This window comes from Facklamia sp. 7083-14-GEN3 (assembly GCF_024742075.1).
GTDB lineage: Bacteria > Bacillota > Bacilli > Lactobacillales > Aerococcaceae > Facklamia.
In genome coordinates this window covers 675,522-689,460 of record NZ_JANSGD010000001.1, presented here as the reverse complement: position 1 = coordinate 689,460, position 13,939 = coordinate 675,522, and the positions used below count along the sequence as shown (strand labels likewise).

Genomic DNA, 13,939 nt, shown 5'->3' with positions numbered 1-13,939 from the left:
GCCTGATCACCACTTAGTTTCTAGGTGGTGATTTATTTTTTTGCTCAGAGAGGAGGAAGAAGATGGGAAAGTCTTGGTTAGATCCTATCGATCAGCTCAAAGGGGTTGGCCCCAAGACCAGTCTCTTATTTAATCAACTAGGAATTGAAACAGTAAAAGACTTAATGTTTCATTTTCCCTTTCGTTTTGAGGATATTCAAGCACGCCAGATTGAAACGATTCTTGATCAAGAAAAAGTTGTCTTAATGGGACAAGTTGTTAGCCCAGCAGTGGTCAACTATTTTGGTAGAAAGAAGAGTCGCTTAAGTTTTAAATTGGCTGTCGATGATCATCAAGTCATCAATGTCTCTTTTTTCAACCAGCCTTACCTAAAGAAACAAATTGAATTAGGTCAAACGCGAGCTGTTTATGGTAAATGGCAAGAAAGTAAGCAATCATTAATGGCCATTAAATTAATTAATCAGTCAGCAGGTGAGGATTATGCACCCATCTACCATACGACCAAGGGCCTAAGTCAGATCCAGATTTCAAAAGCAATTAAGCAAGCCTTTGCCGATTATCAAGAAAGTATTGAAGAAATCGTTCCGACCTACTTAAATCAGCAATTTAACTTAGTGAACCTGAAAAAAGCACTTTGGGCCATGCATTTTCCCAAGCAAGAAAGCGATAAAAGGCAGGCCCAGCGAAAGGTTATCTTCCAAGAGTTCTTTCTTTACCAATGGCGCTTACAAAGAGCCAAATTTAATCGCTTAAAATCCCAAGGTATTCAAGTTCATTATCAAGTAGAAGAACTGCGACAAATTATACAAAGCATTCCTTTTGAATTAACAGATTCGCAAAAAAAAGTGGTTAATGAAATTTGCCGCGACCTTTTATCACCTTACCCCATGAATCGCTTATTACAAGGAGATGTAGGCAGCGGTAAGACCTTAGTAGCTTTTTTGACCATGATTGCTAGTGTGCAAGCAGGTTATCAAACAGCCCTGATGGTTCCAACAGAAATTTTGGCCCAGCAGCACTATCAATCCTTTAATCAATATTTTGAAAAGAATGGTTTTCATGCGGAGCTACTAATTTCTGAGATGAAGGCTAAAGAAAAACAACAAGTCTTAGAGGGCTTAAAAACGGGTCGCATTCGACTGGTGATTGGTACCCATGCCTTAATTCAAGAGGGAGTTAATTTTAAATCACTTGGTTATATCGTTATTGATGAGCAACACCGTTTTGGCGTTGGCCAAAGACAGAGCTTATTAGAAAAAAGTTTTGCTGGTCAAGAAGCCAATGTCTTGCAAATGACAGCTACCCCCATACCCAGAAGTTTGGCTCAGACCCTTTATGCTGATCTTTCCGTCTCAACCATGGAAGGCCTACCGCGTGGAAGGGTTGGAATTAAGACGCAAGCCGTTAGTGATAAGCACATTGCTACAGTCTATGACCGCATGCAAAAAGAATTAGATAAGGGTCATCAAATCTATTATGTATTGCCTTTAATTGAAGCCAGTGAATTTATGGAACAAGTTGAAAATGTCCAAGCGACTTGTGAACGTTTGAGAGCAGAATTTCCGCAAGTTAAAATCGATAGTTTGCATGGTCAATTGACGAAAGAAGAACAAAAAGAAGTGATGAAAGCTTTTAAGGCTGAAAAGATTCAAATATTAGTAGCAACCACTATGGTTGAAGTTGGTGTCGATGTACCCAATGCAACGGTCATGGTCATCCAGTCAGCCGAGCGTTTTGGCTTAGCCCAGCTCCATCAGTTAAGAGGGCGAGTAGGACGAAGCACATTGCCGTCTTATTGCTTTTTAATTGCTAACCCAACGACCCAACAAGGTAAAGAACGTATGCTTAAAATGGTCGAAAGTCAAGATGGTTTTGAATTATCCAGAGCGGATATGGAAATTCGTGGCATGGGAGATGTCCTGGGGCGAAATCAAAGTGGGATTGCCTTATTTGCTTATGGGCATCCCTTACAAGACGAAGCCATTATGACAGCTGCTTATCAAGCAGTTGATCATTTGATGAGACAACCGGATTTAATGACTAAAGAAGAAGCACAGACAATCGAAAATTATACCCAATTAATTAAATTAGAAATTTAGGAGTGGAATTTATGATGAAAATAGCGATCGATGCAATGGGTGGAGACAATGCGCCAAGAGCTGTCTTTGACGGAGTTTTAAGAGCCTTAGATGCTTATAAGGACATCGAAATTCAACTGTATGGCGACGAAAAAGCTTTAAAAAACTTTCCCGATATGTTTGATGACCGTTTAACAAGAATACCCACGACAGAGATCATCACCGGAGAGGATGAACCGGTAAAAGCTGTCCGCCGAAAAAAAGATGCTTCAATGGTAGTTGCTGCCAAGGCAGTGAGAGAAGGAAAAGCCGATGTACTGCTTTCAGCTGGAAATACAGGAGCCTTATTAACAACCGGCTTATTGGTAGTTGGTAGAATTAAAGGGGTCGATCGCCCGGGTTTGATGCCGGTCATTCCAACTATTAATGAGAAATCTCCTCATTTAATTTTAATGGATGCAGGGGCCAATGCTGAATCAAAAGCAGAACATCTCTTACAATATGCTCAATTAGCTAGCCATTATGCTGAGAGTGTTTTAAAAATCGAGCAACCAAGAGTGGGACTTGTTAACAATGGAACAGAGGCTGGTAAGGGGGATGACTTACGTAAGCAAGCTTACCAACTCCTAAGTCAAGCAAGTGGGTTGAATTTTGTAGGCAATATTGAAGCCAAAGAGCTTTTAAATGGACAGGTAGATATTGCGGTAACAGATGGCTTTACCGGTAATGCTATTTTGAAAACTTTAGAAGGAAGCTTAAAATCCGTCTTTAAATTACTCAAACGAACCCTAAGTGAAAGCAGCATTACCAATAAAATTGGCGGACTGCTCATCAAACCTTCATTGAAAAAGATAGCTGAAAACTTTGATGATAGTAAACAAGGGGGAGCAGTTCTTTTAGGCGTCAAAAAGCCAGTAATTAAAGCGCATGGATCGGCAGATGACATTGCAATTTATAATGCCATTCGACAAGCTCGTGAAATCGTTTTATCCGGTTTTTCTGAAGAAATAAGCACTTTTTTTGAAAATAGTGACAAAAATGATAGACAGATTAGAAAATAATCGTTATTATAATATAACCGGCATTATGGTATAACTTTTTAATTAAGGAGTGGAAAATATGAATACAGAAATATTTGAGAAAGTTAAAGCTTTATTAGTAGAGCATTTTGATCTTAATGAGGATCAAGTAACTGAAAATTTAACCTTTGAAGACCTAGGCGCTGATTCTTTAGATATGGTGGAATTCGTGATGGGAATTGAGGAAGAATTTGATGTAGAATTCGAAGATGAAAAAATAGAAAACCTCTCCGATATTAAGGACGCAGTCTCTTATATCGACCAATTACGATCAGAAAAATAAATGTTTGTCTTAGTCATCGATAAAGGAGGCCTCAAATGGAATCAAAAGAGATATTATTAGAAGTTAAAGATTTGCACACTGGTTTTCGAATTAAAGACCAGTATTTCGATGCTGTCGATGGGGTTTCTTTTACCCTAGCGCGCAATGAAAAGTTAGCCATTGTTGGAGAATCAGGCTGTGGAAAATCAACCCTAGCCACCTCAATTATTGGCTTGCACAATAGCAGAAATACCCGGATTACTGGAGAGATTAATTATAAAGGGGATAATCTGATCAATTATAATGAAGCAGATTTTGACAAAATCCGTGGTAATGATATTGGCATGATTTTCCAAGACCCTTTAGCGTCATTAAATCCATTAATGACTGTGGGTGAGCAGATTGAAGAAGCTTTGTATTATCATACCAAGTTAGATGGTCAGCAACGAACTCAGCGCGTACTTGAATTACTCGACCAAGTAGGTATTGAAAACCCTCAAAGAATGGCCAAGCAATATCCGCATGAATTATCAGGTGGAATGCGTCAACGGGTAATTATTGCAATTGCCTTATCATGTAAGCCGCCGATTATTATTGCAGATGAGCCGACGACTGCTTTGGATGTAACCATTCAAGCTCAAATTTTAGACCTCTTAAATGAAATTCAAGAGGAAACTGAATCAGGGATTATTTTAATTACCCACGACTTAGGTGTAGTGGCAGAAACGGCTGATCGAGTAGCTGTGATGTATGCAGGTCAATTCGTTGAAATAGCTAGTGTGGAGGACCTCTTTAATGATCCAAGACATCCGTATACACGTTCGCTCCTAAAATCAATTCCACAATCTAATGATTTGGTGGATGAAAAAGGTGAATTGCACGTTATTCATGGAGTTGTACCGCCATTAAATCGTTTAGAGCGCGAAGGCTGTCGTTTTGCCCCTCGTATTCCTTGGATTCCAGAAGAACATCATGAAGAGCATCCGGTTCTGCATGAAGTAAAACCAGGACATTGGGTACGTTGTACTTGTCACGAGCATTTCTATTTTATGGAGGAGGTGGACTAATGTCAGAATTTCTAACAATCGAAAACTTAAAGGTTCACTATCCTATTCGGTCCGGTTTTTTTAACCGTATTACTGACCATGTCTACGCAGTGGATGGAGTGAATTTAAGTTTTGAAGCAGGAAAAACTTATGGTCTAGTGGGTGAATCCGGATCAGGCAAATCAACCATTGGAAAAGCCATTATTGGTTTAGAAAAATTGACCGAAGGAAAAATTATCTACGAGGGACAGGATGTTTCCAACTCGGCCTCTAGTCGTCGTTCAGAATACCGTCGCAATGTTCAGATGATTTTCCAAGATTCCTTTTCTTCTTTTAATCCTAAGAAAAGAATTTTAGATATTATGGCTGAGCCTTTAAGAAACTTCACCAATTTAACGATTGAAGAAGAAAAGCGTAAAGCCACTGAGCTATTAGAAATCGTTGGTCTAACTTCCGAAGCCTTAGTCAAATATCCTCATGAATTCTCTGGAGGTCAAAGACAAAGAATTGGGGTAGCTAGAGCCGTTGCGCTGAACCCTAAATTAGTAATCGCTGACGAACCAGTTTCTGCTTTAGACTTATCGGTTCAAGCTCAAGTCTTGAATTTTATGAAACGTATTCAAGAAGAATTCAATGTTTCTTACTTGTTTATTTCGCACGATTTAGGTGTCGTTAAACACATGTCTGATGAATTAGCTATTATGTATCGTGGAAGATTTACTGAATATGGCTCTAATCATGAAATTTATAAAAATCCACAACATATTTATACCAAACGTTTATTATCAGCAATTCCGCACATTGATCCTAACAATCGGGATGGGCATCGTAAAGAGCGTCAAAGAGTAGAAAAAGAATATCATGAGAATGCCAGTCAATATTTCGAGGAAAGCGGTCGTGTTTATGATCTGAAGAGGATTAATGATAACCACCAAGTGGCTTTAAAAGAAGTCAGCTTTGCTCAAAGAGAGGAAGTGAAATAAATGTGGAAGACGATTTTAAGAAGGCTTATTCTAATGATCCCTCAAATTTTACTTTTAAGTATTATTGTCTTTCTCCTAGCCTCAATGATGCCTGGAGATGCCTTAACTGGTTTAGTCGATCCAACCATTGATGCTGCTCAAAAGGCTGCCATGCGTGAAAAATTAGGTTTAGATAAGCCATGGCCAGAGCGTTATTTCGATTGGATTACTGGTATTTTGCAAGGGGACTGGGGACGTTCTTGGCATCACCGTCAACCGACCTTAAAAATTATTGGTCAGCGTGTTTGGCCTACCTTACAATTATCTCTGTTAACCGTTATTATTTCATATGGAATTGCCTTACCATTGGGTCTGTTTTCGGGTCGTTACCAAAACTCTTCTTTTGATAAAACCGTTAACTTATATACCTTTGTAACTTACGCTATTCCTTCATTCGTACTTGGTTTATTTATGATTTGGTTATTTGGTTACATTCTTGATTGGTTCCCAACAACAGGAACAGTGTCTCCTGGGGTTGAGCCTGGAACGATTGACTTTGCCTTATCACGTTTATATCATATTATTCTACCAGCTATTACCATGGCTTTACTTTCAACCACATCGACTATTCAGTATTTGAGAACGGGAGTTATTGATGCTAAAACGGAAGACTATGTTCGGACGGCTAAGGCTAAAGGAGTTCCTGAAAATGTTGTTTATCGCAAACACATCTTCAGAAATTCAATCTTACCGATTGCTGCCTTCCTAGGCTTCACTATTACGGGCTTATTAGGTGGATCGGTCTTTACTGAAACAGTCTTTAACTATCCAGGTATGGGTAAATTATTTGTAGAATCAATAGCCTTGCGTGACTTTTCTGTTATGATAGCGATCACCTTAATTTATGGTTTTACAACCTTATTAGGATCACTATTATCAGATATTATCATGGTCTTTGTTGATCCAAGAATTCGAATTAAATAGGAGGTGGAATAATGGCTGAAAATAATACACAGGTAACCGTAAATGAAGAACTATTGCAAGACCAGGCTTCCACTCCACCGATGGGTTGGGAAGTTATTCGTCGAGAGTTCGCACGTGATAAAATTGCCGTTTTATCATTATTCCTTGTAGTAACTATCGTCGGAGCGGCTGTCTTTTCGGCATTCTTTATTGATTCCGATGCAGCGGGTATGGTTAATATCTTTGACCGCTTTACGCCACCAGGAGAAAAAGGCTATATTTTAGGTACTGATGAGGGCGGAAAAGGTATTTTTGAACAACTCTTACTAGGAACTAAAAATTCCTTAATTATCGCTTGGGCCGTAACCATATTAACAACAGGCTTTGGAACGATTATTGGTTTGATTGCTGGTTATTATGGTGGAAGAGTAGATGATTTCATTATGCGTGTGGTGGACTTTTTAATTGTTTTACCAACTATTATGATTATTATCGCTGTTGTAACCATTGTGAGACAGTTTGATGCTTGGACTTTAATTTGGATTATTTCCTTATTTGGCTGGATGGGACAAACCCGTTTAATTAGAACCGCTTCTTTATCAGAAGCATCTAAGGATTATATTAAGGCTTCCAAGACGATGGGAACCAGAGATTGGAAGATTATGCTCGGTTCTTTATTACCGAATTTGTCTTCTTTAATGATTACCAACTTAACCCTATCCTTTGCTGGTAACATCGGTTTAGAAACCGGACTTTCCTTCTTAGGCTTTGGTTTACCTGTTGGAACGCCTTCTTTAGGAACTTTGATTGGTTATGCTAGAACGCCAGATATAATCGAAAATAAATGGTGGGTTTGGTTACCAGCTGCTTTATTAGTATTGATCATGATGTTATCAATCAACTATATTGGACAAGCTTTCCAACGTGTAGCAGACTCAAAACAAAGAAGAGGATAAAATATTTAAGAGCTTTACCAGATTTTACTTAAGCTTTAATCTTAAGTAAGAAGTGGGTGAGGCTCTTTTTTTATGAGAATTTTTCTAATTTCACAAAGATGTTTTTCGAATTTATATTTTTATTTAAAGGTCTGATCGCTTAATAAGAAATAAAAGGTTCTCCTGTACCAACATAATATTATGAATTACAGCTAAAAGGTTGAAAAAGACATTTTCATAAAAAATGGTATAAAACAACCTTTTGCAGATATTTTCATATAATAAATGCTACGGATGCTTGCTTTTATTAGAAAAAGATAAAAATATTAAAAAAAAATTAGAAAAGACTTGATTTAATGATATAATTTCTATATGATAGGATTATCACATTTAGAGGAGGCTTAGTATGAGAAAATCATTAGAAAAATATCTTATACAATTTATGACAACAATGACAATCGGTTCCTTGGTATTAAGTACCGTACCTATGGTTCAAGCTGAGGAAGCAGATGAAGAAGGAGCCCCCGCACCGGATATTTCGACTTCTGTAGAGCATGAGGGTGAAGTCCTTGAGGGTGGAACACTTAAAGTAGCTTATGTTTCGGATACTGCTTTTGCGGGTGTATTTAATAATATGTTTTACACAGGTAGCCCGGATGCAACCGTAATTGGTTACTTTAACCCAGGCCTATACGGCTATGATAGTAACTTCAAGATCGATGACTCCGGTTTTGCAAAAATTGAAATGGACGTTGAAAACAAACAAGTTACGATTTCAATCCCAGAAGGAGTTAAGTGGGATGATGGAGAACCAATCACAATTGACGATGTTATCTTCCCATATTATGTAATCGGACATCCTGATTATACAGGTATCCGTTACAGTAACGACTTCCAGAACGTTGTAGGAATGGAAGAATACCACAATGGTGAAGCAGAAGAAATTTCTGGTTTAGAACGAGTAGATGACTATACCTTAACTGTTACTTATAATTCTTTCCCAAATTCAATGGTTCAAGCAGGTGGAGGAATTTCTTCTTACATCGAGCCTGAGCATGTCTTTGAAGGTATCGAAGTAGCTGACATGGAAGACTCTGCACCTGTTCGTGAAAACCCAGTTGGCTTTGGACCGTTCAAGGTTGAGTCAATGACACCAGGTGAAGCAGTAACTTATACTGCCAACGAAAATTATTACAAGGGTCGTCCTAAATTAGACGGAATGACCATGAACGTCATTAACCCCAATTCAATTGTGGCTGAATTAAAGGCTGGTAATTTTGATATTGCAACCTTACCAACTGATAAGTACGATACTTATAAAGATGCTACCAACTTTACTACCATTGGTTATGAGCAAAACGCTTATTCTTACATCGGCTTCAAGATGGGTAAATGGAATGAAGAAGAAGGTAAAAACGAATTTGATCCTGAATTAGTTACATCTAATAAAGCCCTACGTCAAGCTATGGCTTATGCAATGGATAATGATGCAGTGGGTCGTGAATTCTATCAAGGTCTACGCCGTGCAGCTGATTCTATGATTACGCCTAACTTCCAGGAATACTTAAATCCTGACGTTAAAGCTTATGAATACAACCCTGAGAAAGCTAAGGAAGTTTTAGCAGAAGCTGGTTTCAAGGATGTTGATGGCGATGGTTTAGTGGAAGATCCAAATGGTGAGAAATTCACCCTAAACTTTGCTTCAATGTCAGGTGGCGAAACGGCTGCACCATTAGCGCAATATTATGTTCAAGCTTGGAATGCTGTTGGAATTCCAGTTGAATTATTAGATGGTCAATTGATCGAATTCAACTCATTCTATGAGCGTATTGAAAAAGATGATCCAGAAGTACATGTTTATCAAGCTGCTTTTGGTACTGGTGGCGATCCAAATCCGAACGCATTATTTGGTGAAGAAGCACAGTTCAACTACACACGCTATGTGAATGAAGAGCATAATCAATTATTAGCGGATATCGAATCAAATGATTCATTTGATGATGACTATCGTCAACAAGCCTTCTACGCTTGGCAAGAATTCATGCATGAAGAACTTCCTGTCATTCCAACTCTATGGAGATATGAATTAACAGCGGTTAATAAGCGTGTGACAAATTGGGATGTGGAAATTGGAGCGGACGTTGACTGGACACAAGTTGGCCTAACTGCTGAAAGTCCGGTTGCTGAATAATTTAATTTTTAAAAAATTAAGATCAAGCAGATCCTTGCTTGATCTTTTTTTCTTGAGTTTATGAGCGGTCCTTAGCTTTTAGATAGCCGAATGCCTTTGTGTAATCATAGGATTTTTGGTAAAATCAGTTTATATTTGATAGGAGTCGAAGCCATGCATCAGTTAATAAATCATGTTGAAGAAAAATTAAAAATTAAAGTCACTAACCAGAAGATAATTCAGCAAGCCTTCTATCACCGGTCATATATCAATGAGCAAGGTGAGAACTTAATTCATTCAAATGAACGATTAGAGTTTTTAGGCGATGCTGTGCTTGAGATTCTGGTTAGTCAATTTTTATATGGAAAATATCCTAAAAAGCCTGAAGGAGATCTTTCACGAATGCGGGCTCAACTAGTCAGGGAACCGAGCTTGGCTTATTTAGCCAGACAAGTAGATTTTCCTAAATTTATCCAATTAGGCAAAGGCGAAAGATTGTCGGGTGGTAAGGAAAGAGATTCCATTTTAGCAGATACATTTGAAGCCTTTTTAGGAGCCGTCTATTTAGATACGGGAATGGAAATGGTCGACAGTTTTTTAGAAAGAGTTCTTTTTAACCATCATCAAGAAATTTTGACCCTGACCGTTCAAGATTATAAGACTAAATTTCAAGAAATGGTCCAAGTTAAGGGAACTGTTAAGATTGAATATCGTCTATTAGATACTATAGGACCTTCCCATGCGCAAATTTTTACTATTGGACTTTATTTAGAAGATGAATTGATTGCTGAGGCCAGTGGTAAAAGTAAAAAAGAAGCAGAAATGAAGGCAGCTGAAAAAGCCATTCACCATCTTAAAAAAGGAGTGTAGTCCTTTGTATTTAGAAAGAATCGAAATGACAGGTTTTAAATCCTTTGCTGATAAAACAGTCATTAATTTTGATCAGGGCATGACAGCAGTAGTTGGTCCCAATGGTTCTGGTAAATCCAATTTATCTGAAGCCATTCGTTGGGTTTTAGGAGAGCAATCAGCTAAATCTTTACGTGGAAATAAGATGGAAGATGTTATCTTTAATGGCTCGCTCGATCGGAAGCCAGTTAATATTGCTAAAGTATCTTTGGTTTTAAATAATGAAGATCGATATATTGATATGGATCCTAAAACCATTACCATAACGCGTCAATATAATCGTAACGGTGAGAGTCAATTTTTTATCAACCAAAAAAGTGTGCGCTTAAAAGATATCACCGATCTACTATTGGATACAGGCTTAGGTAAAAATTCCTTTGCCATGATTTCCCAAGGTAAAGTCGAATCAATCTTTCTAAGTAAACCGGAAGAAAGACGGGGCATTTTCGAAGAAGCAGCCGGTGTGCAAAAGTATCAGTACCGCAAACAAGAAGCGCAAAGAAAATTGCTGCGGTCACAAGACCATTTAAACCGTGTAAGAGATATTTTACATGAATTAAAAAATCAATTGCAGCCACTTAAAGAACAAAGAGAAAAAGCTTTGACCTATCAAGATAAGGCTGCCCAATTGAAAGAAGAAGAAATATCCTTGTATACCTTTCAAATCCAAGATTATAAAGCTAAATGGCAACAAGCTAAAAAGCATTACCAAAAATTAACGGCTGAATTGGATCAAGTCAAGGATGATCAAAAAAACTTTTCACAATCAATCTATGATAAGCAGAATCAATTAGACCAGATTAATCAAAGTATTGACCAAGAAGAGATGAAAAGTCGCAAGCTCATTCAATCGATTGAAAGACTAAAGGGTCAAATCGAAGTCTTTCAGCAAAAGACACTTTATGCTGATCAGTCCAGTCAAGAAAGAAAACTTAATCAAGATCGCTATCAGAATCAATTGCTAGACCACCAAAAGCAACAAGAAGCACTTAATCAAAGTCTGGACTTATTAGAAGAAGATATTCAAAAAGCAGAAGAAGAAATAAAAGCCTTCAACCAACAACTCAATGACTTTCAAACATTAAAAAATGAAGATTTAGATCAGTTGAGGGGAGAATTAATTGACTATTACCGTCAAGAGTCGGCTTTGAAAAACCGCTTACAACACTCTGATAAATTTAGCCAACAATTTGGTCAACGGAAAGAAAGCTATCAAGACCAAATCAAGGAAAATCAGGCTCAAATCCAAGCTCTTGAAGACCAAGAAGTTAGCTATCAAGAACAAATAAAGCAAGTAAAAGCAGACTTGGAAAGCATTCAAACTGAAGGGGAGAAGGCACATCAAGCATTGGATCAAGCACAAGCTGAGCGGGATCAATTAAGGAAAGTAATCTATCAAGTAGATCACCAAATCCAAATGCTTAATTCTAAGTATCAGAGCTTGCTACAAATGCAAGCCGAATATGCCGGCTATTATCAAGGAGTCCGAGTGGTGATGAACCACCGCGATCAATTACAAGGAATCATTGGCACGGTAGCTGAATTAATTGGCGTTGAAAAAAACTATCAAACGGCTATCGACATTGCTTTAGGCGCTAGCTTACAAAATATAGTTGTTGAAAATGATCAAGCTGCTAAGCAAGCTATTTCACTTTTGAAATCGAAAAGAGCCGGACGAGCCACCTTTTTACCAAGGAGTAATATGAAAGGTCGGACGCTGAAAGCTCATCACCAAGAGCTTATCAATCAAAATCCAGGTGTGGTTGGTATTGCTAGCCAGCTGGTCTCTTGTGAACCAGAAAATCAGTTGGTGATTCAGCAGCTATTAGGATCTACCGTGATTGTCGATACACTTGAAAATGCCCAGTCACTTGCTAAGGCCAGTCACCAACAGTTGAAAATTGTAAGTCTTGAAGGCGATCTGATCCTTCCCGGAGGCTCTGTTACAGGAGGAAGGGATAAGCATAAGTCCCAATCAGTAATGGGGCGCTCTCAAGAGATTGCAGCACTTGAAAAAGAGTTGAAACAATTAAAAGAAAGTCAAAATGAACAAGTGGTAACTTTTGAAAGTCTTGATCAGCAGGTTTCGCAATTTCAAGCTGCCTATCAAAAGGCTTTATCAGATCACCAACAACTTAGTCAGGACCATCAAAAGTTAAAGAATCTTATTGAAAATATTCAGTCACAGCGAGAGCAAAAAAATAAACATCTCTTGATCTTAACAGATGAGTTGAAACAAATGACTCAAGATTTTGAAACTTCTAATCAAGATCTTCAAGCGGCTGAGCAAGACTTGCAAGCTCTTAAGATTAAAATTGAAGAAGTCAATCAAGCCATTCAATCCGTGCAATTGTCTCAATCAGAAAAACAGCTAAAGATTGGACAACTTCAAGAAGAATTGAATGAAGGTAAAACCCGTCTAGCGCTTTTAAAAATGGAAGCCAAACAAAAAAGAGAAAGCCTGCAAAATGAAATCAAGCAAGCGCAAAATTTAGAAGAGTTAATTGCTTCCAGTCAGCAGTTAGAAGAAAGTGGTTGGAATGAAGTTCAAGACTTAGAAAGTTCAATTAAACAATTCAAAGTGGATTTAACCCAAGCTGAAGGCGATTTAAATAAAGTCAACGGAGACTTAGAGGTCCTACGTCAAGACCGCCAAAGTTTAAATGAAAGTTTAAGAAATAATCAGCAAGCCTTAAAGGATATTGAAGATCAACTCCAACAGCAATATCAAGCTGAGGCCAAATGCCAAGCTAAAATTGAAAGATTTGAAGATCAGATGGATCAAGATCTTCTCTTTCTTAATGAAACCTACGCCTTGTCATTCGAAGCAGCCACTCAATTGGCTCGACCTGTTGAATCTCTATCTAAGGTTAAAGAAGTAGTTAAAAAGTTGCGTAAGGAGATTGACCAACTAGGCCCCATCAACTTAGCAGCTATTCAAGACTATCAAGAACTAGATGAGCGCTATCAGTTGTTATTTGAGCAAGAAAATGACCTATTAACGGCTATGGAGCAACTGAATAATACTATTGAAGAGATGGATTCAGAAGTGGCTAGTCGCTTTAAGGAGGCTTTTCAAGCCATTAACGACCAATTTCAAAAGACCTTCACTCGTTTATTTGCTGGCGGTAAGGCCAAGTTAGAGTTAACCGACCCTGCTGATTTATTAACTACGGGTGTTGATATTATTGCGCAACCACCTGGTAAGCGAAAGCAAAATTTAGCTCTTTTATCGGGAGGGGAAAGAGCATTAACGGCAATTGCTTTATTATTTGCTATTTTGGAAACTAAAACCGTTCCATTTGTGGTTTTAGACGAAGTGGAAGCGGCTTTAGATGATGCCAATGTCTACCGTTATGGGGAGTATATTCAAAACTTTACCCAAGAAACGCAATTTATTGTCATTACCCACCGTAAGGGAACCATGGAATATGCCGATATTCTATATGGAGTGACCATGGAACAAACCGGCATTTCTAAATTAGCAGCGGTAAAGATGAATGAGTTTGTAGCATTAGACCAACAGGAGTAGATA

10 protein-coding genes are annotated in these 13,939 nt (G+C 38.1%); all 10 read left to right on the top strand.

Translation table 11 applies throughout. From position 1 onward, the window contains the following. Positions 1 to 62 precede the first annotated feature (62 nt). Positions 63 to 2,099, top strand: a complete 2,037-nt coding sequence (gene recG, locus NW240_RS03210; protein ID WP_258436013.1) for an ATP-dependent DNA helicase RecG — start codon at positions 63 to 65, stop codon at positions 2,097 to 2,099. Between the two features lie 11 nt (positions 2,100 to 2,110). Further along, the gene (gene plsX, locus NW240_RS03205) at positions 2,111 to 3,139 is read left to right on the top strand and encodes a phosphate acyltransferase PlsX (RefSeq protein WP_258436012.1); all 1,029 of its coding nucleotides are present in this window, start codon (positions 2,111 to 2,113) and stop codon (positions 3,137 to 3,139) included. Between the two features lie 58 nt (positions 3,140 to 3,197). Continuing rightward, positions 3,198 to 3,440: an acyl carrier protein gene (gene acpP / locus NW240_RS03200; RefSeq protein WP_258436011.1), complete on the top strand. Its 243-nt coding sequence runs from the start codon at positions 3,198 to 3,200 to the stop codon at positions 3,438 to 3,440. 35 nt (positions 3,441 to 3,475) lie between these two features. Next, complete coding sequence (locus NW240_RS03195) at positions 3,476 to 4,486, top strand: ABC transporter ATP-binding protein (protein ID WP_258436010.1); 1,011 nt, start codon at positions 3,476 to 3,478, stop codon at positions 4,484 to 4,486. Further along, a complete protein-coding gene (locus tag NW240_RS03190; protein WP_258436009.1) occupies positions 4,486 to 5,448 on the top strand; it encodes an ATP-binding cassette domain-containing protein in 963 nt (320 codons plus the stop codon). The genes NW240_RS03195 and NW240_RS03190 overlap by 1 nt, the downstream gene beginning before the upstream one ends. Next, the gene (opp4B, locus tag NW240_RS03185; protein WP_258436008.1) at positions 5,449 to 6,411 is read left to right on the top strand and encodes an oligopeptide ABC transporter permease; all 963 of its coding nucleotides are present in this window, start codon (positions 5,449 to 5,451) and stop codon (positions 6,409 to 6,411) included. An 11-nt stretch (positions 6,412 to 6,422) separates the two neighbouring features. Continuing rightward, entirely contained in the window at positions 6,423 to 7,346 is a 924-nt protein-coding gene (locus tag NW240_RS03180; protein ID WP_309302392.1) for an ABC transporter permease, read from the top strand. 385 nt (positions 7,347 to 7,731) lie between these two features. Continuing rightward, positions 7,732 to 9,516, top strand: coding sequence for an oligopeptide ABC transporter substrate-binding protein (locus NW240_RS03175; RefSeq protein WP_258436007.1), 1,785 nt, complete (start codon positions 7,732 to 7,734; stop codon positions 9,514 to 9,516). Positions 9,517 to 9,669: 153 nt separating this feature from the next. Beyond that, positions 9,670 to 10,365, top strand: a complete 696-nt coding sequence (gene rnc, locus NW240_RS03170; protein ID WP_258436006.1) for a ribonuclease III — start codon at positions 9,670 to 9,672, stop codon at positions 10,363 to 10,365. A gap of 4 nt (positions 10,366 to 10,369) precedes the next feature. After that, a complete protein-coding gene (gene smc, locus NW240_RS03165) occupies positions 10,370 to 13,936 on the top strand; it encodes a chromosome segregation protein SMC (RefSeq protein WP_258436005.1) in 3,567 nt (1,188 codons plus the stop codon). The last annotated feature ends 3 nt before the right edge of the window (positions 13,937 to 13,939 follow it).